This window comes from Acinetobacter legionensis (assembly GCF_048552295.1).
Lineage (GTDB): Bacteria > Pseudomonadota > Gammaproteobacteria > Pseudomonadales > Moraxellaceae > Acinetobacter.
The window spans coordinates 167471-189312 of the sequence record NZ_JBIMCW010000003.1 but is presented as its reverse complement, the minus strand read 5'-3'; the positions used below and the strand labels follow the sequence as shown (position 1 = coordinate 189312).

General features: G+C 39.4%; 16 protein-coding genes and 1 pseudogene. 6 read left to right on the top strand and 11 right to left on the bottom strand.

The genetic code is table 11. The features are described 5' to 3' along the window. Nucleotides 1-7 precede the first annotated feature (7 nt). The gene (locus tag ACG916_RS03965) at nt 8-556 is read left to right on the top strand and encodes a DUF2239 family protein (RefSeq protein WP_419327561.1); all 549 of its coding nucleotides are present in this window, start codon (nt 8-10) and stop codon (nt 554-556) included. 93 nt (nt 557-649) lie between these two features. On the opposite strand, the gene ACG916_RS03960 is transcribed toward ACG916_RS03965, so the two are convergent. The 3 genes from ACG916_RS03960 to cysD all read right to left on the bottom strand — a co-directional run bounded on the left by ACG916_RS03960 (nt 650) and on the right by cysD (nt 3879). Continuing rightward, on the bottom strand, nt 650-802 hold the full coding sequence (locus ACG916_RS03960; protein WP_419327635.1) for a hypothetical protein: 153 nt from the start codon (nt 800-802) through the stop codon (nt 650-652). Nucleotides 803-1203: 401 nt separating this feature from the next. Beyond that, entirely contained in the window at nt 1204-2817 is a 1614-nt protein-coding gene (cysN, locus tag ACG916_RS03955) for a sulfate adenylyltransferase subunit CysN (protein ID WP_419327560.1), read from the bottom strand. 153 nt (nt 2818-2970) lie between these two features. After that, complete coding sequence (gene cysD / locus ACG916_RS03950) at nt 2971-3879, bottom strand: sulfate adenylyltransferase subunit CysD (protein WP_419327633.1); 909 nt, start codon at nt 3877-3879, stop codon at nt 2971-2973. Nucleotides 3880-4026: 147 nt separating this feature from the next. On the opposite strand from cysD, the gene ACG916_RS03945 reads away from it, so the two are divergent. Then, nucleotides 4027-4473 carry a GNAT family N-acetyltransferase gene (locus ACG916_RS03945; protein ID WP_336952932.1) on the top strand — a complete coding sequence of 149 codons (447 nt, stop codon included), beginning with the start codon at nt 4027-4029 and terminating at the stop codon, nt 4471-4473. A gap of 566 nt (nt 4474-5039) precedes the next feature. On the opposite strand, the gene ACG916_RS03940 is transcribed toward ACG916_RS03945, so the two are convergent. Together ACG916_RS03940 and ACG916_RS03935 are read right to left on the bottom strand one after the other, a co-directional pair. Further along, nucleotides 5040-6512 (bottom strand): capsule assembly Wzi family protein, encoded by a 1473-nt coding sequence (locus tag ACG916_RS03940; RefSeq protein WP_234622535.1) that lies wholly within the window; start codon nt 6510-6512, stop codon nt 5040-5042. 202 nt (nt 6513-6714) lie between these two features. After that, nucleotides 6715-8337, bottom strand: coding sequence for an inorganic phosphate transporter (locus tag ACG916_RS03935; protein WP_336952934.1), 1623 nt, complete (start codon nt 8335-8337; stop codon nt 6715-6717). Between the two features lie 740 nt (nt 8338-9077). Between ACG916_RS03935 and metH the strand changes: the two genes are divergently transcribed. Next, nucleotides 9078-12767 (top strand): methionine synthase, encoded by a 3690-nt coding sequence (gene metH, locus ACG916_RS03930; protein WP_419327559.1) that lies wholly within the window; start codon nt 9078-9080, stop codon nt 12765-12767. A 189-nt stretch (nt 12768-12956) separates the two neighbouring features. On the opposite strand, the pseudogene ACG916_RS03925 reads toward metH, so the two are convergent. The 5 genes and pseudogenes from ACG916_RS03925 to ACG916_RS03905 form a co-directional block, all read right to left on the bottom strand. Continuing rightward, nucleotides 12957-13324, bottom strand: a pseudogene (locus ACG916_RS03925) (endonuclease domain-containing protein). 272 nt (nt 13325-13596) lie between these two features. Beyond that, the gene (locus tag ACG916_RS03920; protein ID WP_004819352.1) at nt 13597-13890 is read right to left on the bottom strand and encodes a cold-shock protein; all 294 of its coding nucleotides are present in this window, start codon (nt 13888-13890) and stop codon (nt 13597-13599) included. Nucleotides 13891-14034: 144 nt separating this feature from the next. Next, nucleotides 14035-15561, bottom strand: coding sequence for a DHA2 family efflux MFS transporter permease subunit (locus tag ACG916_RS03915; protein ID WP_419327558.1), 1527 nt, complete (start codon nt 15559-15561; stop codon nt 14035-14037). Between the two features lie 6 nt (nt 15562-15567). Further along, nucleotides 15568-16725 carry an HlyD family secretion protein gene (locus ACG916_RS03910; protein ID WP_004819348.1) on the bottom strand — a complete coding sequence of 386 codons (1158 nt, stop codon included), beginning with the start codon at nt 16723-16725 and terminating at the stop codon, nt 15568-15570. A gap of 325 nt (nt 16726-17050) precedes the next feature. Next, entirely contained in the window at nt 17051-17584 is a 534-nt protein-coding gene (locus ACG916_RS03905) for a thioesterase family protein (RefSeq protein ID WP_419327557.1), read from the bottom strand. A gap of 99 nt (nt 17585-17683) precedes the next feature. Between ACG916_RS03905 and hemB the strand changes: the two genes are divergently transcribed. Together hemB and thiO are read left to right on the top strand one after the other, a co-directional pair. Continuing rightward, entirely contained in the window at nt 17684-18697 is a 1014-nt protein-coding gene (gene hemB / locus ACG916_RS03900; protein ID WP_171500326.1) for a porphobilinogen synthase, read from the top strand. 158 nt (nt 18698-18855) lie between these two features. Further along, entirely contained in the window at nt 18856-19977 is a 1122-nt protein-coding gene (gene thiO, locus ACG916_RS03895) for a glycine oxidase ThiO (RefSeq protein WP_419327556.1), read from the top strand. A 113-nt stretch (nt 19978-20090) separates the two neighbouring features. On the opposite strand, the gene ACG916_RS03890 is transcribed toward thiO, so the two are convergent. Beyond that, on the bottom strand, nt 20091-20852 hold the full coding sequence (locus ACG916_RS03890) for a ferredoxin--NADP reductase (protein ID WP_419327555.1): 762 nt from the start codon (nt 20850-20852) through the stop codon (nt 20091-20093). Nucleotides 20853-20934: 82 nt separating this feature from the next. Between ACG916_RS03890 and gigC the strand changes: the two genes are divergently transcribed. Beyond that, nucleotides 20935-21816: a LysR family transcriptional regulator GigC gene (gigC, locus tag ACG916_RS03885; protein WP_336952945.1), complete on the top strand. Its 882-nt coding sequence runs from the start codon at nt 20935-20937 to the stop codon at nt 21814-21816. Nucleotides 21817-21842 lie beyond the last annotated feature (26 nt).

Here is a 21842-nt window from a genome sequence, read left to right as displayed (position 1 = left end):
TTTTAAAATGAATACTGAAAACACCTACTCTGCCTTTGTTGGCAATGAGCGTTTAATCACTGATTCTTTGTTAAACGTAGCATTAACCATTAAGACTCAACAAAACACCTCCACACCTGTGTTGATTTTTAATGATCAAACGGGCCAAGCCATTGATGTTAATACCATCGGATCTACAGTAGATATTCAACAACGTTATGCTAAACCTGAAGCGGTTAAAAAAGTTGGCCGTCCTAAATTAGGGGTGATTTCTCGTGAAATCACTTTGCAGCAAAAGCATTGGGATTGGTTAGATCAACAAAGTTCTAGTGCATCTGCTGTGATTCGAAAATTGATTGACCAAGAGTTAAATAACCCTAATTCAGCAAGCAATAAAATGTTGGCAAAACAGGCAACTGATCGTTTTATGTCAGCAATGTCAGGCAATATGCCAAATTATGAGGAAGCCACTCGTGCTTTATATCAAGGTAATCAAGCGCTGTTTTTAGCACTAATTCAAGACTATCCAAAAGATTTACGAGCGTATTTGACTTTAAAAACGCAACATGCTTTTTAACTATAATATTCGCAACTATATAAAAATTAAATGCGCTAAGCCTATAGAATTAGCGCATTTTTTATAATGATCGGCACATGATTGATCATTAAATTATTTTTGTTGTTCGGACTCTTCACAAGTTTGTTTTAAACGTTGCATTGCCATCGGATCCATAGGTGCCGTCATCATTGCATGATAATTATGGCATTCTTTGGTCGGCTCAGGTATTTTCTTCGGTGGGTTTGAAGCACATGCTGTCAACACGCTTGTCATTCCTATCAGGAAAAATATTTTCATTACATGACCTACTATTAAATCTTAACTTGATTTAAAACTAAATTTTATTACTTGTGCTGTTGTAAGTCTGTTTTGATCACATTCCATAAATGTTAATTCTTCTTATCTTACAGCTTACACAGCCGTGCCGCTCATTAGTTTTAAATAAATTTAGCTGAGCGTTGCAAAAAGTACTCATCGACTGTTGCTGAGAATAGTAATTTAAAAATCCCTTTATTTATAGCAAAACACACGCTCTAAGTATTAAATAACGCAAAATTCAAAATGCTTTAATCTATATAATGTTGATTAGTATTATCTTATATATATTAAATTTTTTGCATGAAAAACCCACCTTATGGTGGGTTTCTCTCAATCAATCCAATCTGTTAAAGACGAACCAATTCCACAATTTTTTCAGCCAATTCTTCAACTGCTTCTTGAGTAAATACTACATCAGCACCTTGTTCAACATTCGTCACCACCACAACACCAGTTTGACGAAGCAATGCAACTTGATCGCTTGATAAACCTGCTTTTGCAATCGCAACAACACCTTGTTGAATCAGCAAGCTTTCAAGAGCTTGCGAATGTTCAAGTACTTGAGCAGATACAGCAACCACAGCAGGTTTTTGACCTAAACGTGCAGCACGTGCTTCAGCAGTGACAGGTTCATTGTGTGCAGTCCATTCAACCGCAGCTTCAACCATACCCGCACCAACAGTCACATTACTTAAACGGTCAATGAAGATAAAAGAACCCGTATAACGACTGTCATGATAACGGTCAAATACCACTGGTGCATCAAACTCAATCGTTACATCTGCAATGGCATTTAAATCAAGCTGTTCAACTTGCATTTTTTCCAATGTGTTGACATTGGTACGATAGTTAATCTTCGCAACCTTAGCCGGAATGGTTTGTGTACCAAACTTCACATTATAAAGTTTGCCCAACACTAATGGCTGATCAGTCATCCATACGACTGTCGCACGAGCAGAACGTGAAATGAGCGGTTGCTCACCTGCTTTGACCAAGACATTACCACGCGAAATATCAATTTCATCATTTAACGTTAGAGTTACAGCCTGACCTGCTATAGCATGCGCTAAGTTACCATCAAAAGTGACTATTTCTTTCACTGTTGATTTCTTGCCCGAAGGTAAAGCCACAATTTCATCGCCAACTTTCACTTCACCTAAAGCAATTGTACCGCAGAAACCGCGAAAATCGAGGTTAGGACGGTTCACATATTGCACTGGAAAACGGAACTCATGTTTGCTTACATCATGTGTAATTTCAACAGTTTCCAATGTTTCCATCAAGGTTTTACCCTGATACCACGGCGTATTTGCGGATTTATTTACAACGTTATCGCCATTCAATGCAGAAATTGGCGAGAAGATGATATTGGCAGGTTTACGCTCACCCAATTGATTGACAAAATTATTGTACTCAACTTGAATTTCATTGAAACGTTCTTCAGAGAATTCAACCAAGTCCATTTTGTTAATCGCAACCACAATATTACGAATACCTAATAGGCTCGCAATAAAAGTATGACGACGAGTTTGCGTTTGTACGCCATAACGGGCATCAATCAAGATGATTGCAAGATCTGCGGTAGATGCACCTGTGGCCATGTTACGGGTATATTGTTCATGTCCTGGTGTATCAGCAATAATGAACTTACGCTTTTCAGTAGAAAAATAACGGTATGCCACATCAATGGTAATACCTTGCTCACGTTCAGCTTGTAAACCATCGACAAGCAAGGCCAAGTCAGGTGCATCACCTGTTGTACCCACTTTTTTCGAATCACGGGTGACTGCTTGTAATTGATCTTCGTAAATCAATTTTGAATCGTAAAGTAAACGACCAATTAACGTTGATTTACCATCATCCACATTACCGCATGTCAAAAAACGTAATAGGTCTTTATTTTCATGCTGTTTTAAATATGCCAAGATATCTTGACTAATTAATTCTGATTGATGAGACATTGCTCAAAGCTCCACAATATTTTGAAATCTCTTGCTATATCTTTAAATCCTCCTAAAAGCTCCTTTGATAGCAGAGGACTTTCCTCCATTTTGTTGCTGGAGTTCCCTCCTCTTTTATAAAGAGGGATTAGGGGGGATTCATATAAAAAATCCTTAGAAATAGCCTTCTTGCTTTTTCTTTTCCATCGAACCCGCTTCATCATGGTCAATCATACGACCTTGACGTTCAGAGCTTGTGGCTAAAAGCATTTCTTGGATAATTTCAGGCAGTGTCGTTGCCGTTGATTCAACCGCACCTGTCAACGGGTAACAGCCCAAAGTACGGAAACGTACCGATTTCATTTGTGGAACTTCACCTTCTTTTAAACGCATACGTTCATCATCCACCATGATCAACGTACCACTACGTTCAACAACTGGACGTTCAGCTGCTAAATACAAAGGCACCAAAGGAATACTTTCTTGGTAGATATATTGCCAAATGTCTAACTCAGTCCAGTTTGACAATGGGAATACACGGATACTCTCGCCTTTATTGACTTTACCGTTATAAAGATTCCAAAGCTCTGGACGTTGGTTTTTAGGATCCCAACGGTGCTTAGAATCACGAAAAGAATAAACACGTTCTTTTGCACGTGACTTTTCTTCATCACGGCGTGCACCACCAAATGCAGCATCAAACTGATACTTATCCAAAGCCTGTTTTAAGCCTTGGGTTTTCATAATATCGGTATATTTTGAACTACCATAATCAAATGGATTTACGCCTGCATCTTTACCTTCTTTGTTTTGATGCACGATCAGATCAAAACCGTGTTCTTTTGCCATGTTGTCACGGAATTTAATCATATCCTTAAATTTCCAGCCTGTGTCAACATGCAACAGTGGGAAAGGAAGTTTAGCAGGATAAAATGCTTTTAAAGCAAGATGCAGCATGACAGCTGAGTCTTTCCCGATTGAGTAAAGCATCACTGGATTTTCAAACTCAGCAGCAACTTCACGGATGATATGAATACTCTCAGCTTCAAGCTGTTTTAGATGAGTAAGACTTTCCTCAGATATAGGCATTGACAGCACCAGCTCACAAAAACGTGTACTTATTACACATATTAAAATTTATATTCATTATAGTGATTTACACCTCAACCCTTTTGCTTGTTTTTTTATATTCATATATAAAAACATCATAAGCAACAACAAGAGATCGGCATGACCACACAAATTATTGCACTAGAACAAATTGATTTTGAGCAATGGCTTCCACTTTGGCGCGGCTATTTAACATTTTATAAATCACAACTCAGTGATGAACAAATAAGATTATCTTGGAAGCGAATCACAAATCCTGAACAAGCTGATATGTTTGGTTTTGCCATCAACGTAAATGGTCAAGTAGTTGGCTTTGTACATTTGATTGCACATATGAGCATGTGGACAGATTTACCCTATTGTTATCTACAAGATTTATTTGTGGATGAAGCTTTTAGGAATCGAGGTTTAGCACGACAATTAATTGAGCATTGTTATCTGGTCTGCGCAACAAAGTTTGACCGTGTTTATTGGCTCACTCAAGAATACAATATTAGCGCCCAACACCTTTATGATCGTATTGCGAGTAAAACAGGATTTATCCAATATAAAAAGGTATTAACATAACTAGGGTCTGTTGACAATTCGTCTACGTTTGCGACTACGAGTGATTTTTAGATGATACAAGGCACGAAATATGAAATTTAGTCATTCTAAATAAATAGTTCGTAACGATGTAGCAGCAAAAAACACTCTAGTCCCCCCGCTGCGCCTTGCGCTGCAAACAAAGCAGTGCTTTGTTCTTGCTCAGGGTTGTGGCTAAAATTATCTCAGTCTGCGTTATGAAACTCGTAAATAGTCTCGCTATTCTCTTCGTTTCATGCCTTGCCTGCTCAATTTTAACCTACAACGCAAGCCATTTATGAAATGTCAACAGACCCTAATAGATGTAATTCATTTAATAATGACCGTCAAATGCTCACGCTTGAAAAAGATCAAGCCTAAACATAAAAAAGGCTCACCTTTTTCAAGTCAGCCTTTAAAAATATTAAAGATCTGTGTAGCAAATAATTCAATCAACAATCAAAAACTAAAAATCGCTTCTAGAATTTAAAGAAGCGATTTTAGCTTAGTCCCAACTTATCAAACTGTATATGCTTAAAATTAGATATATACAGCCGATAACTCAGGTCTTAATGGCCGAATAATGCTTTATCTAAAGGAATTTCGATTCCTACAGAAGCACCTGCATCATTGCCATGTAGATCAGAATCACTGACCCAACCATTAATTTTTAATGGCATGGTCGGTTTAATATAATGTGTCCAAGTTAAATCTAATGCTTTAATTTTGTCTTTTTCTGGGAAGGCTAAGTTGATTTGCTTATCACCAAAGAGAGCAGCAGATTGGTTAACTTTGGCATACAGTGCACGACCAGATAAACGATTCATCACATCAAAACGAATATCACCACCGACAGAAATCATTTCACCATCACCACCCATTGCATGTCCCAATGGGAAACCTTGTTGGTAATAACCATCTTTATAGACATGGTGACTATAAGAAACACCTAATGGATCACCATTTGTTTCTGTATTCGCCCATTCAACATAAAGCTGATATGGTAAATTTTTAAAGCTTGATGAATAGTCAGCACCAGCTAAATACATTTTTTTAGATGGTAATAGACCCGCTTCATCTTCACCAATATATTGCCCATAAAAACTCATAGGAACATTCAGCAAAGACTGAAGATTTAAACGCGCATCAAATCCAGCAAGCTGATTGGATGGATTACCCACCCCCGTACAAGTGCTATCTGCACACTCATTGTCTTTTCCAATAAAAGCATTCCAATAAGCTTTTGCACTTCCTGGTTGACCCTCTCCATCAATTTGGAAAGCGCGTGATGCACCGATTTCCAAATAAGGTAAAGGTTGAGCAGTTAAGCGCAATCCCATTAAACGTGCATCAGGTACAGCCGTATAATCATTTAACTGTCCAGCAAATGCTTGATATTGCCAAGGACCAATCCAAGACAACCATTTAGATTCAAAAGCCTTTTGTTCAGCACGCTGTACAGTAAAGCCATACACAGGACGGCTGGCATCACCACGAATCAAACTACCATCATGTCCCGGCCCCCAATATGTTGGGATTTGACCCGCAATAACCCATTGATTCCATAACTTCCCAGCAATATATGAACCTTCCACATTGACATCTTGACCATTGTCAATTTGCGGATCTTTTTCACCATTGACACGAAGCTTTGCATCCCAATTCTCGCCACCCGCATTGAATTCTAATGAACCCACATATTGTGCTTTTGCACTATCCCCAAAAGCTTGAGGAATATTTTTTTGATCAGTTTCGGCAAATAAACCTAATTTTGCAGTTTGATTATCTGCTTTTAAGGCATTTTGAATTGAATCAATAACTTTTTGTTGAGTATTGTTTAAAACTTTTGCTTGAGATAAGGCACGTTGAATTTCATCCCCACTCATCGGCCAAGTCGATGTACTGATTTGTATCACACCTTGTTGATTTAACCAGTTCAAATCTGTGCGAAGATCTTCATTATTTAATACGATTCCCTGTGCAAATACAGGTAAAGACATTCCAAGTAATACAGCAGCACAAAGTGATTTTCTTAAATACATGCTCATTGTTCTCAAGTTTGATTTACAAACACACCTTAATTTTTTTATAAGTTTTTTTCAATGGTGAAATTGTGTTATTCATATTTTAAAATTCCATTATCCAAAAGAAAAAGAGTGCACCAAAGTGCACTCTTTTTCTTTTAAATTCAGATAATAACGATCATTCAGTTTTTAAAAACAATCGCCATCTCTAACTTTTAAATTAAAATACTTTTAAAAATAGCCAGAATAAACCACCTGATAAACAAATCGTTGCAGGTAAGGTAAAAATCCATGCAGAAAGAATCGTTTTGACTGTTGCAAAATTCAATCCAGTTTTATTGGCGACCATGGTTCCTGCAACCGCACTGTTGAGTACATGAGTCGTTGAAACGGGTAAACCAAAGCCATCTGCAGCAGCGATTGTCGACATTGCCACAAGCTCAGCAGACATCCCTTGACCGTAGGTCATATGATGTTTACCAATACGCTCGCCCACAGTAACCACAATACGTTTCCATCCCACCATTGTTCCTAAACCCAGTGCCAATGCCACAGCAACTTTTACCCAGTTTGGAATATATTGGAGGAAAGAATCTAAGTTTTTGCGATACTCTTTTACCACTTTGCCTTGAGCTTCATCCATTTTTGGAAGTTGATCTGCTTTATCCAAGCGTTTAAAAGCCGTGGTGCTTAAGTACATATCATTACGTAATGAAGATACTTCAGCTTCTGGAATATCTTTGAGATCACCAAATTTACCAACACGCTCGCCCAAATGATCAGTCAAACTGGCCAATGCTGGAACAACTTCAGGATTCATTTCTTTGGTTTGGATAAATTTAGTGATGGTTACACGCGCTTGTTCATCTGGAATATCGGCATGCTGTGCATAAATTGCCGTCGCAGTTTGACCAGACAATTGTGAGAATGACTGTAAATGCTGTTGGTCTAATCCTCTATTCAACGAATAAGCCAAAGGCACAATACCAATCAAAATCAACATGATTAACCCCATACCTTTTTGACCATCATTTGAACCATGTGCAAAGCTCACACCTGTACAGGTGAAAATCAGAACCGCACGAATCAATGGTGGTGGTGGTTTATTGCCTTCAGGGGGTTGGAACAACTCAAGTTGCTTTTTAAATATTTTTTTAACAATCAAAAATACAATTGCTGCAAATGCAAAACCAATCAAAGGAGAAAACAGTAATGCTTTACCCACTTTAAGCACTTGATCCATGTCTACACCACTTGCACCCGTTGAAGCATGCAAAATGTAGTTCATGATGCCTACACCCAAAATTGAGCCAATCAAGGTGTGAGAGCTTGATGCTGGAATACCTAAGAACCAAGTGCCTAAATTCCACAGAATCGCCGCAATTAGCATGGCAAAAACCATAGCAAAACCAGCGCCACTGCCTACATTCATGATCAGTTCAACAGGAAGCAATGCAATAATTCCATACGCAACTGCACCACTGGCAACCATTACCCCAAGGAAGTTACAAAAGCCTGCCCACATGACTGCTACAGGCGCAGGCAATGCATTGGTATAAATCACGGTTGCTACAGCATTGGCTGTATCATGAAAACCATTTACAAACTCAAAACCCAAAGCGATAAACAACGCTGTCGCTAAAAGAATCACTGAATAGAGGCTTAACGGTGGAACATGTGCTAAATCTGCACTAACTTGCACCCCAATGTAGATTAAGGTAGCAATGATAATCGTCAGAAACACCGGCATAAAAAATTTCGGTGTAGGGACGTGCACATTCGTCGATTGAACGGGTTTAGGTGACTGTGCAGAATCTGTGACGGGAGGTAAATTCGAATTCATGCAGAAAGTTAGCGAATATTAGAATGCGCTTATTGTTCAATTAAATTGTGACAATTATATGACAAATAGAGGTCATATGAAGTGAAATTTATAATTATTTCACCTCAGTGTTTCGCTACATAAGCGACTAAATTAATATTTTTATTATTTATAATTAGTATCTTAAACCAATAAAACCAATATAACTTGAGCAAAATATTTTATTTTAATCTGAAATAATATTTGTAATATTTCAGATCAATTTGAACTATTTATCATTTGGTATTGCTATTTTTCATGAAATTTATGACAAATTGATGAAAAAACAAACATACTTTTAACTTTATTTTTACATATGTTCCAATAAATCCCGCTTACCTAATCCAAGCAAGTTTAACGCCAACAATTGCCCTACACTAAAAAAGTATCCTATATCTTCAACGAATCGTCTTAAATTAAATGTGCCAGACCAATAAATAGATCATCTGAACAATATCCCACACATTTTAAAAACCTTGCGCTAACACGCCGATCAATCATTTACTTTTCAATCGATACATAAAATGATTACGAACAAAACCTAGTATATTGTAAATACCAATGATATAAAAAGATCAAAAAAAAACCTAACCCAATGATTTTTTATAATTTTACAGATCAAAAATCTATAATCAGGAAGTACATCAAGACTGGTACCTTGAAAGTCTACATTCTGATAACATATCGGCTATTTTTAAAATCCGATTTTATTGAGAGTTTTAATGTCCACGCTTACCACGTTAAAAGAGCTTCTTGCCCAACGCATCCTAATTATTGATGGTGCGATGGGAACTATGATCCAACGCCATAAACTGGAAGAAGCTGATTATCGTGGTGAGCGTTTTGCTGATTGGGCATCTGACTTAAAAGGTAACAATGACCTTTTAGTGTTAACTCAACCCCAAATTATTCAAGGCATCCATGAAGCTTACCTAGATGCTGGTGCTGACATTATTGAAACCAATAGCTTTAACGGTACACGTGTTTCAATGTCTGACTATCACATGGAAGATTTAGTCCATGAGATCAACTTTGAAGCAGCCCGACTTGCCAAAGCTGCTTGTGAAAAATACTCAACCCCTGACAAACCACGTTTTGTTGCTGGAGTATTGGGGCCTACATCACGTACCTGCTCGATCTCACCGAATGTGAATGATCCAGCGTTTCGCAACATTACCTTTGATGAACTCAAAGAAAATTATATTGAAGCCACACATGCTTTAATTGAAGGTGGTGCAGACATCCTTCTTATTGAAACTGTGTTTGATACTTTAAACTGTAAAGCAGCAATTTTTGCGGTAAAAGAAGTCTTTAAACAACTTGGCCGTGAATTACCGCTGATGATTTCAGGCACAATTACGGATGCTTCTGGTCGTACCTTAACAGGACAAACTGCAGAAGCATTTTGGAACTCTGTTCGTCACGGCGATTTATTGTCAATTGGATTTAACTGCGCCTTAGGTGCAGATGCCATGCGTCCACATGTCAAAACTGTATCAGATGTTGCGGATGTTTTTGTTTCAGCGCATCCAAACGCTGGCTTACCAAACGCATTTGGTGGCTATGATGAAACACCAGAAGAAACAGCAGCCTTCTTAAAAGAATTTGCTGAAAGTGGCTTAATCAATATCACTGGTGGATGTTGTGGTACCACACCTGACCATATTCGTGCCATTTATAATGCGGTCAAAGACATCCCACCGCGTAAAATTCCAGACATCAAACCTGCATGTCGCCTCAGTGGTTTAGAGCCATTTAATATTTATGACGACTCATTGTTTGTCAATGTTGGTGAACGTACCAATGTCACTGGTTCTAAAAAATTCCTCCGTTTAATCCGTGAAGAAAACTTTGCAGAAGCACTCGATGTTGCATTACAACAAGTAGTTTCAGGCGCACAAATCATTGACATCAATATGGATGAAGGAATGCTCGATTCGCAAAACGCGATGGTACATTTCTTAAATCTGGTTGCATCTGAGCCTGAAATCTCTAAAGTACCAATCATGATTGACTCCTCTAAATGGGAAATCATTGAAGCAGGTCTAAAATGTGTACAAGGTAAACCTGTTGTTAACTCCATTTCCTTAAAAGAAGGTTATGATGAGTTTGTCCATAAAGCACGTTTGTGTCGCCAATATGGTGCAGCTGTCATTGTGATGGCATTTGATGAAACAGGTCAGGCAGATACTGCCGCACGTAAACGTGAAATCTGTAAGCGCTCTTATGATGTGTTGGTCAATGAAGTTGGTTTTCCTGCGGAAGACATTATTTTTGATCCGAACGTTTTTGCTGTTGCAACGGGGATTGAAGAACACAATAACTATGCTGTGGACTTTATTGAAGCAACCGGCTGGATTAAACAAAACTTACCACATGCCATGATTTCTGGTGGTGTGTCTAACGTGTCGTTCTCTTTCCGTGGCAATGAACCTGTTCGTGAAGCCATTCACTCTGTATTCCTTTACTATGCCATCAAACAAGGCATGACCATGGGAATTGTCAATGCGGGTCAAATGGCCATCTATGATGATATTCCTAAGGAGCTGAAAGCCGCTGTTGAAGATGTCATTCTCAACCAGAATCAAGGTGACAGCGGTCAAGATGCAACAGAAAAATTGCTTGAAGTTGCTGAACAGTACCGTGGTCAAAGTGCTGCCCAAAAACAGGTTGAAAACCTTGAATGGCGTAATGAACCTGTTGAAAAGCGTCTTGAATATGCATTGGTCAAAGGGATTACCAGCTTTATCGATGAAGATACTGAAGAAGCCCGCTTAAAGTCCAAACGTCCACTTGATGTGATTGAAGGTCCATTGATGGACGGTATGAATGTGGTCGGTGACTTATTCGGCTCAGGTAAAATGTTCTTACCTCAAGTGGTTAAATCTGCACGGGTAATGAAACAAGCCGTAGCATGGTTAAACCCGTACATTGAAGCCGAAAAAACAGGCAGCCAATCCAAAGGTAAAGTGTTGATGGCGACTGTAAAAGGCGATGTACACGATATTGGTAAAAACATTGTCGGTGTTGTACTGGGGTGTAATGGTTATGACATTGTTGACCTTGGTGTCATGGTGTCTTGCGAGAAAATTTTACAGACTGCAATTGATGAAAAAGTCGATATTATCGGCTTATCAGGTTTGATTACCCCATCGCTTGATGAAATGGTGTTTGTTGCAAAAGAAATGCAGCGCAAGGGTTTTAAAATTCCACTGTTGATTGGTGGCGCAACTACATCGAAAGCACACACTGCAGTAAAAATTGATCCTCAATACTCAAATGATGCAGTGATCTATGTTGCCGATGCTTCTCGTGCGGTGGGTGTTGCAACCACCCTGTTGTCTCCCGAAATGAAGCCTAAATTTGTGGATGAACATCGTGCTGAATATGAAAAAGTACGTGAACGTATTGCCAATAAGCAACCAAAAGCAGCTAAATTGTCGTATACAGAATCCATTGAAAATGGTCTAAAAATTGACTTTTCCGCCAATCCACCAGTAAAACCTAACTTTATTGGTTTGCAAACCTTAACCCATTACCCTCTTGATACGTTAGTAGAATATTTTGACTGGACGCCATTCTTTATTTCTTGGAGTTTGGCGGGTAAATTCCCGAAAATTTTACAAGATGACGTGGTCGGTGAAGCTGCGACTGATTTGTATAATCAAGCTCAAGCGATGCTCAAAGACATTATTGACAATAAGCGTTTCGATGCGCGTGCCGTTTTTGGGATTTATCCTGCAAACCGTTCAGCCGCAGACTCTGTTGAGGTCTTTAATGAAGATGGTCAATCTGTAACCCATACCTTCCATCATATTCGTCAGCAATCAGATAAAGTTACAGGTAAACCTAATTTGTCTTTGGCTGATTTTGTTGCAACCAAAGCACAAGCCGAAGACTACTTGGGTGGTTTTACCGTTTCAATTTTTGGTGCGGAAGAAATGGCGCATGAGTACAAAGCCAAAGGTGATGATTATTCTGCCATTCTTGCTCAGTCCTTAGGTGACCGTTTTGCTGAAGCATTTGCTGAACATTTGCATGAGCGTATTCGTAAAGAGTTCTGGGGCTATCAAGCCGATGAGCAACTGTCGAATGAAGAATTAATTAAAGAAAAGTATGTCGGTATTCGCCCTGCACCGGGCTACCCAGCTTGTCCTGAGCATTCTGAAAAAGCATCTTTGTTTGATTGGTTAGGCACCACGGATAAGATTGGTACGCAATTGACCAGCAGTTTTGCAATGTGGCCACCATCAAGTGTCAGTGGTTTCTACTATGCCAACCCACAGTCTGAATACTTTAACGTGGGTAAAATTGCGTTGGATCAGCTAGAAGATTATGCAAAGCGTAAGAATTGGACTTTGGATGAAGCCAAACGTTGGTTAGCACCGAATTTGGATGATTCGATTGCTTAGATTTATTTAAATCTCCCCTAACCCCTCTTTTCAAAGAGGGGAACTGCACGTCTCGATTGAATTACGTGAAAGCTCGTCTCTGAACAAGTTTAAAGTATTACTTTAAAACGAAGTTCAAGAAGGAGGGAATAGCTCGAATCGAAGACCATCATCCAATTCACGGCAGGTCCCCCTTTATCAAAGGGAGATTTAGGGGGATTCCAAATGCTGACTCGCCACATCAAAAACCTTCGAAATCACCCTATCAATTTCCAGCAAAATTCTTCCATTATCAAATATTAAGATAACTAAGCCTTGCTGAGTCAATGCTTCATCACGGATACGATCAGCTTCTAAACCCTCATCTGTATAATGCTACCCACTATGGCATTCAATCACCAAATTTATAGCGGGACAGTAAAATCGACGATGTAATTTAAAATCAGTTTCTGACGATAAAACTGTAAACCTAAAATTTGCTTGCGTCGTAACTTTGACCAAAGCAACAATTCTGCATCCGTCATATTATTCCTAAGATCACGAGACAGTTGTTTTAAGTTTTTGTTATCAGGTTTCATTGCTGTTCTTCTTTTTAAATTTATTTAATCTTTTCCAATTGCCCGTTCTTGCACTTCATTTTCAGCAAGCAATATTGCGAATCCAATACCATCATAAAATTCGCAACATTCCCCTCTTCAAAAAAGAGGGAAACTGCGATTTTAGCAGCACAAAGGAATATTTTTATATTAAAAAACCAATTCCCTCATATAAAATCCCGTCAATTAAAGGGATTTATCTAAAAAACTACGATCCAATAACCCAAAAATAAAATGGCCTGAATCTATACCTATTACTTTCTAAAATTAGACAACAAATTATTGGTAATCGACTTATTGTTTTCAACAATTCGGGTCTTTTTGGCCTTTGCTGATTGATCTTCAACGCGTTCAATTTTGGTTGCTTTTAACTTGCCGTTATTTTCAACAACGATAAATTTAACTCTTTCATTTCGCTTTGGCTCACCCTCTGCAAGCGGAAAATCCGAAATATGAAAGAAAATATCTTGTTCAAGTCCACCAATAAAGCCAAAGCCTCTATCGGCATCGTATTGTTTAATTTTTCCTTGTTGGAATTCAGGCTTCATACATATTACTCATCGCGGTACACAATCGCTGTATTATACCCTGATCTTGATCAATAGATAAAATAGCAAAAAATAGTCTTGCTTCATCCTAATTGCAGCGATAAAAAAGCCCACTTTTCAGCAGGCTTCTATACAACTTGAGTTCTAATGCGCATGTCCTGCGCCGACATTCCCTTTCGGTTTTGGACATAACCAAATAATCAATCCTGCGAAAATAAAAATCATCGCAAAGATCAAAAATACATGATTGACCGAAAGTGTTAAAGCCTCTTTATCGACCAAATTTGAAATGGTGCCTAAAGCCATTTCAGGACTAAAGCCACTGTTGACCAAGTTACGTTGAGTTTCCTCAACATGCATAGTCGACACGATTTCACTACGTGCCAGCTTGGTATGATCATCCCAAATGGTCACCGCAATAGATGCACCAATAGCCCCTGCCATAGTTCGCATAAAGTTCATCAAACCTGCAGCAGAAGCCACTTCATCTGGACGTACCACACCTAAAGCAATATTAGACAGTGGGATAAAGAAGAACGGTACCGCGAAACCTTGAATAATCTGTGGTAACGCCAGCGCCATAAAGTCAGCATCACTGGTCCAAAATGAACGCATTAATGTAACGCCACCTAAAATCATCAGACCAAAACTCGACAAGGCTCTGGGGTCGTATTTAGTCGCAAGTTTGGCAACCACTGGCGACATCATCAAACTACCAAAGCCCATCGTCGCAGTCAGATAACCTGCCCAAGATGCGGTATAGCCCAAGTTAATCTGTAACCATTGTGGAATGAGCACAATACTGCCAAAGAATGCTGCAAAGGCAAAAGCCAATGAGATTGTTGCTATAGTAAAACCACGGTATCGGAAAATTTGTATATTGACGATAGGATGTTTTTCATAATATTCCCAGATGAAAAAGGCGATAAATCCAACTACCAAAATCACAGCCAAAATACAAATAAAGCTGTTATTAAACCAATCCCGCTCATGCCCCAAATCGAGCATTAACTGTAATGCGCCAATCCAAATGATCAGTAGCGTTAAGCCAATGGTATCAATCGGAAGTTTAGCAATCGGTGTTTCAGCAACTTTTAATAGACGCATCACCCCAACAGCACAGATCACACCCACTGGAATATTGATAAAGAAAATCCAATGCCATGACCAGTTATCACTGATCGTACCGCCTAAAATAGGACCTAGAATCGGTCCAACAACGGTCGTCATTGCCCACATCCCCATTGCTTGAGAATGCTTTTCGGGTGGGAAAATACGCATCAACAAAGTTTGACTGAGTGGCATGATTGGACCACCAAATAAACCCTGTCCGATCCGGCAGATCACTAACATCGCCAAGCTATTGGATAAGCCACAAAGAATTGAAAATGTGGTAAAGCCAATCAGACTGATGGTAAATACCCGAACAGCACCAAAACGTCCTGCGAGCCACCCCGTTAAAGGTACACAGATGGCTTCAGCAACAGCATAGGAAGTAATCACCCAAGTCCCTTGAGAACTTGATACTGCTAAACTTCCAGTAATATGAGGCACAGAAACATTGGCAATGGTCATATCCAGTACGACCATAAAATTGGCAAGTGCTAAAAAGAAGGCGGCAAGAAGTAAACGCCCACCTTTAAGCTCACTTTGAAACGTTGCTGTATTCATAAGTGATTACTTCGCTGAAGAGGTATCAACCTCAGCATTCATGGATAAACCCACACGTAATGGATGCTCAGCCAACTCTTTAGGATCGAGTTTGATACGTACAGGTAGACGTTGAACCACTTTAATCCAGTTACCTGTCGCATTTTGTGCAGGAATCAACGCAAATGCTGAACCTGTACCACCAGAAAAGCCGATCACCGTACCGTGATACTCTACTTTCTTCCCATAGAGGTCTGAAGTGAGGGTTGCCTTCTGACCAACTTTCACGTTTTGCAACTGACTTTCTTTAAAGTTTGCATCCACATAAAGTTCAGCCAAAGGAACCACTTTCATCAGACTTGTCCCTGGTGCAATACGCTGACCGACTTGAATACTACGGCGGGCAATCACACCATCTAACGGCGCTTTAATTTCTGTACGTTGTAAATCTAAAAGTGCTTGATCAAGTTTGGCTTGAGCCACCAATACATCAGGGGTTGAACTTTGTGAGGTACCCCGAATTAAAGCTTCATTGGCATCTAAATTACTTTGTGCAGCTTTACGTTTAGATTCCGTTTGCGCCAATGCTGCTTTTGCCACATCGACATTTGCTTTGGCATTGTTTAAAGCACTTTGTGCTTTGCTAAATTCTTCTTTAGAAATTGCACCTGTCGCGCTTAACTGCTGACGGCGTGCAAACTCTTGTTGTGCTTGTTGATACGCCACATCAGCTTGCGCCACTTGTGCTTTAGCACTGTTAATATCATCTGCACTGACTAAAATCTGTGAGGACAATGAACTGCTATTTGCCGAGCTTTGCGTATATTGACGCTTGGCTTTGGTCAACGCTGCTTCAGCTTCTGCAACAGCGATTTTTGCATCACGATTATCAATAATTGCAAGCACATCGCCTTTTTTCACTTGTTGAGTATCACTGACCAAAACCTCAGCAACCTGTCCACTGACCATCGAAGTGATTTCAGCAGTTTCAGCACCGACATAGGCATTGTCTGTTTCAACAATATTGCCAAAAATAAAAGCCCAAATTGCATATAGAATTGCAGCTACAACAACAATAATGGCAAAAATCTTCAGCATTTTTTTACGTTTTTGTTTGGCTTCCAAATCCGCTTGCGCTTGATTTTCATCATTTGGAGAGGCATTCGTCGTTTGCGCGTCAGTCATCGCATGTTCCTAGCTTACTTGGACTTGTCAAAACATCTTTGCATTTTGGAGATATAAACTGAAAAACTGCTTAATCATATCTATATGACATTGCTTGATGGTTGAATAAGTCAACTTCTTAAAATTGTGGTGCTCAATTTTACAGGTAAAAATCATATTATGAGAATAAAAATATTACTCTATAGTTTATCTTTATAAAATAGGATGATCTTATTGATATTCATATTTTTTTGAAAAAAAATAAGCCAACAAAATATCTATTTTGCTGGCTTATATTGACACAAAGAATACAAAAGTGTACTGATTAGTACACTTTTCAACTTAATCAATAAGCATAAGAAGCAATAGCTGTCGCAATCGCCTTACCTTCATTGTTGAGCATGGTCATACGCATGGTGCAACCTTTACGCCCCATTCTCAAGGTTTCAGCTTTGGCAATAAAATATTCACCGCGCCCAGGTGCAAGATAATCCACACGCATATCAACTGTCGCTAAACGAGAAACTTTCTTTAACGTGTCTGGCAATTGATCTGGCTCTGCACGTTTATATAGCTCCCCCATTGCCACAATTCCACCAATACTATCCAGCAATGTCGCGGCCACACCACCATGTAAAATTTGAAATGCGACATTGCCAATCAAATACGGTTTCATTTCGATGTAGCCTTCAATCTCATCATTGACAACACGCATTTGCATATTGTTATGTGAAAAATAAGGCGAACCATTAAACGCTTTAGTGAGTTGGTTAAGCACCACATTTAGATCTGCTTTCGCGCCTAAATGTAAATTACCAGTCCACTTTTTTTGCGATTCGCTAGGCGCAGAATCAATTTTAGAAGAATCACTCATCATCATTTCGAAACCAATATTGAGAAAAATTTTCAGCTTTTTCCCAAAAAATATATGAAAGGGCTACAATATATGCCTAGTTTAATACTGAACATCGAGATTGTTATGACTTATACGTTCAATCGTCCTGCTTTTCCAGCTACACGTATGCGCCGTATCCGTAAAAACGATAAGCTTCGAGCAATGGTAAGAGAGACTCAACTCACAGCAGATCATCTCATTTATCCAGTATTTGTGCTTCCGGGACAAAACCAAAGCCAAGATGTACCAAGTATGCCAAATGTTCAACGATTGTCAGCAGACTTATTGTTGAAAAAAGCAGAAACACTATTAGAACTTGGTGTATCAAAACTTGCCTTATTCCCCGTTACACCACAACAAGACAAAAGTTTAACAGCAGAAGCAGCGTGGCATGAAGACGGTTTAGTTCAAAATACTTTACGTTTGCTAAAAAAAGAACTGCCTGAGATGGTGCTCATCACCGATGGTGCATTAGATCCTTATACCACCCATGGTCAGGACGGTATTATTGACAATACAGGTTATGTGTTAAATGATGAAACAGTCCAATGCCTGATCAAACAAGCCTTAAGCCATGCTGAAGCAGGTGCAGATGTGATCGCGCCAAGTGACATGATGGACGGCCGTATTGGTGCAATCCGCCAAGCTTTAGAAAGTAACGATTTTATTTATACCAGTATCATGGCGTACTCTGCAAAATACGCGTCTAGTTTCTACGGTCCTTTCCGCGATGCAGTTGGCTCATCATCCAACCTAAAAGGTGGTAATAAGTATAACTACCAAATGGATGTCGGTAATCGTGCTGAAGCACTGCATGAAATCGCCCTCGATATTCAAGAAGGCGCAGACATGGTGATTGTTAAACCAGGTATGCCATATTTGGATGTGGTACGTGAAGTTAAAGATACCTTTGGTGTCCCAACCTTTGTTTATCAAGTCAGTGGTGAATATGCCATGCTTGCTGCAGCCATCCAAAATGGCTGGTTATCAGAAAGCGTGATCATGGAATCATTGATGTGCTTCCGTCGTGCAGGTGCAGATGGTATTTGGACCTATTATGCAGAAGATGCAGCACGTCAATTAAAAGAGATGAAGTAAAACATTCCTTCCTTACTGAATTCATTGTTCCTTACCTTTTAGAAAGGGAAGTGTCCATTACTGATTCGGTCGTGGAAGGAAAGTCCCCTCTTTCAAAAGATAAGCAGTATTGCTTTTGTAGGTGGGGATTAAAATTCTAAATTGGTACAGAATACACAATGCATATCGCCATTATCGGTGCAGGAGTAAGTGGCTTACTCAGCGCGCTTGAACTTGTTGAACAAGGTTGCACCATCACTCTGTTCGATCAACAACATGCTGGACATGCTGCTTCATGGGCGGGTGGCGGTATTTTGTCACCCATGTATCCATGGAGATATCCAAATGAAGTCAATCATCTGGCACAACATGGCAAACAACTTTACCAACAATGGAATGAGAAACTACAGCCTAAAACAGGGATAGACTTTCAAATCCATGAAACTGGAATGCTAATTTTTGACGAAGCAGATTTTGAGCTTGGACTCGGTTATAAAGACCAACATCAAGAACCGATGCAGCATTGTGAATACCTGCAAAGAGAGCAGCTTGAAACCATCAACCCACATATTTCAGCACAATTTCAACATGCAATTTATTTTCCACATTTAGCCAATGTTAGAAATCCAAGACTTCTTAAATCACTGATCAGCTATCTCAAACAACACCCTCAAGTTGAAGTGTATGAAAATACATGGATCGAAAAATTTAATATTCAAAATCAAAAAATTCAGTCTGTTGAAAGTACCAATGGGCGACGTTTTTTCGCAGATCAATTTGTGATTACCACAGGCGCATGGTCAAATTGCTGGGCAGAACAATTACAGCTTTCGATCCCAGTAGAGCCAGTTCAAGGACAAATGATGTTATTTAAAACCCCTGAAAACTGGCTACCCACCATGTGTATGAACAATGTCATGTATTTGATCCCACGCCTAGATGGTCATATCGTATGTGGTTCAAGCATGGACAATATCGGGTTTGATAAGCGTCCAAATGTACAAACACAGCAAAATATTTATAAAGCCTGTATCGAGATGGTCCCTGAATTGACAAACTTCCCTATTGTTAAGCAATGGGCAGGATTACGTCCCAGTTCACCGACAGGCATTCCATATATAGGAAAAATGCCTAAACTGAACAATTTATGGGCAAATTTTGGACATTACCGTAATGGCTTATGTATGGGGCCTGCTTCTGCACAGTTATTAAGACAATTGATGCTCAATCAAGATACACATGTTGATTCAACAGCTTATTCAACCGAGCGATTAACTGCATATACACCTCTCACTCAGTAATCATCTTTTAGCTAAAAAGTGTTAGGTTCTGGCATGAAACAATCAAAGAGAAGACGCTTAGTCGCTTCTCTCATCGAAAACGATTGATAAAATTGCTGATGCCGACAAGTGATTTACCAATAATTCTCTACAGCAATATTACCTTCACCCCGACGATTCATCGTTAAACCACGGGATTTTAATGCGGCTTTGGTGTCATCCACCATTTGTGGGTTTCCACATAGCATGACATGAGTGGTATCTGTATTGAATTTTAAATCAGCGGCTTTTTCCAATTCACCATTTTCAATCAAAATTGGTAAGCGATCATGCAAGGTGGCATTGGGATCACGCGTAACAATCGGGATAAATTTAAAACCTGTATGTCCCTCCCCAAAAAGCTGGGCAATCTCTTGGATCCGATCGACATAAGCCAATTCAGATTCAGTTCTTACGCTATACACCAAGTTGATTTTTTCGTACTTTGACCAAGTTTCAAAATCTTGTAGCATCGAAATAAAAGGCGCTAAACCTGTGCCCGTTGCCAACAACCACAAATCTTTAGGCAACGGCAATTGATAACGTGCTAAAGTTAAGAATCCATAGGGGATTTTTTCCAAATAAAGCTCATCACCGACTTGTAAATGCTGTAAATTGGAGGTAAATGCACCATCAGGAACAACGATTGAAAAAAATTCGAGTGTTTCATCAAACGGGGATGAAACCACGGAATATGCCCTTACCACCAATTCATCACCCACTTTTAAACCAATGCGAGCAAATTGCCCAGCGGTAAACTTAAAATGAGCAGGTCGAGTCATGGTGAAACTGAAAAGTGTATTGGTCCAACGCTGAACAGACAAAACCTTTTCTATGCTAAATTTTTCAATTGACATGATTTCTTCGTGGCATGAAACATAGTCCTCATGGTAGCATGACTATATAATCTATGAATATTAAAATGTTAAGGCTCTACTTATGCGAATGACTTTACGCCAGTTGGCGGTTTTTGTTGCTGTCGCTCAAGAAGGCACCGTGACTAAAGCAAGTGATGCGGTTCGGTTGACTCAAAGTGCGGCAAGTATGGCTTTGGCAGATTTAGAAGATGGGCTGGGAGCCCCCCTTTTCGATCGTCTTGGTAAGCGCTTACAGCTCAATGATCTTGGTCGCTTCTTACTTCCCCAAGCTTTAGAAATTTTAGGCCGCTGTGAAGCTTTTGAACAAGCAGCCAAAGGCGAATTACAAAGTATTGATTTACGCATTGGTGCAACACTGACTATCAGTGATTATTTAATGCCCGACTTAATGGCAAACTTTTTACAAGTTCAACCTCAAGCACATTTGCAACTCCAAGTTGGCAATACCCGCCAAATGATTGAAGCCGTCAACCAATTCCAACTGGATTTAGCATTGATTGAAGGTTCATGCTTCTTACCACAACTTCAATGTATTCACTGGCGAGATGACGAACTTGCGGTATGTTGTTCACCTAATCATCCACTTGCAAATTTACATCGTGAATTAAAACAGTCTGACTTTCAACATGTTGAATGGATTTTGCGTGAAGAAGGTTCTGGCACACGTGAAGTTTTTGACAATGCCATTCTAAAAGACCTAGAAGATGCCAATATCCGCTTAACTTTGGGTCATAATGAAGCGATTTTAAAAATTGTCGCAGGTGGTTTAGGAATGTCATGTATTTCTAAATTAGCCATTCAGCCTTTGCTGGACAAAGGGCAATTGGTAATTTTAAAGACTCCTTTTTGGCAACTTGCACGTCCTTTGTACATGCTTGTACATCGTCAAAAGTACCAAGGTCCTGGTTTAAGAGCCTTCTTAAAATTCTGTGAACACGGATAAAACTAAAGCTCCTCTTGGAGCTTTTA

Coding starts and splice junctions, on each gene's coding strand:
- ACG916_RS03945 (WP_336952932.1), top strand. CDS start 4,027: ATGACCACACAAATTATTGCACTAGAACAAATTGATTTTGAGCAATGG.
- ACG916_RS03920 (WP_004819352.1), bottom strand. CDS start 13,890: ATGAAGCCTGAATTCCAACAAGGAAAAATTAAACAATACGATGCCGAT.
- ACG916_RS03940 (WP_234622535.1), bottom strand. CDS start 6,512: ATGTATTTAAGAAAATCACTTTGTGCTGCTGTATTACTTGGAATGTCT.
- ACG916_RS03915 (WP_419327558.1), bottom strand. CDS start 15,561: ATGAATACAGCAACGTTTCAAAGTGAGCTTAAAGGTGGGCGTTTACTT.
- metH (WP_419327559.1), top strand. CDS start 9,078: ATGTCCACGCTTACCACGTTAAAAGAGCTTCTTGCCCAACGCATCCTA.
- ACG916_RS03905 (WP_419327557.1), bottom strand. CDS start 17,584: ATGATGATGAGTGATTCTTCTAAAATTGATTCTGCGCCTAGCGAATCG.
- ACG916_RS03935 (WP_336952934.1), bottom strand. CDS start 8,337: ATGAATTCGAATTTACCTCCCGTCACAGATTCTGCACAGTCACCTAAA.
- gigC (WP_336952945.1), top strand. CDS start 20,935: ATGCGAATGACTTTACGCCAGTTGGCGGTTTTTGTTGCTGTCGCTCAA.
- hemB (WP_171500326.1), top strand. CDS start 17,684: ATGACTTATACGTTCAATCGTCCTGCTTTTCCAGCTACACGTATGCGC.
- ACG916_RS03965 (WP_419327561.1), top strand. CDS start 8: ATGAATACTGAAAACACCTACTCTGCCTTTGTTGGCAATGAGCGTTTA.
- ACG916_RS03910 (WP_004819348.1), bottom strand. CDS start 16,725: ATGACTGACGCGCAAACGACGAATGCCTCTCCAAATGATGAAAATCAA.
- ACG916_RS03890 (WP_419327555.1), bottom strand. CDS start 20,852: ATGTCAATTGAAAAATTTAGCATAGAAAAGGTTTTGTCTGTTCAGCGT.
- thiO (WP_419327556.1), top strand. CDS start 18,856: ATGCATATCGCCATTATCGGTGCAGGAGTAAGTGGCTTACTCAGCGCG.
- cysN (WP_419327560.1), bottom strand. CDS start 2,817: ATGTCTCATCAATCAGAATTAATTAGTCAAGATATCTTGGCATATTTA.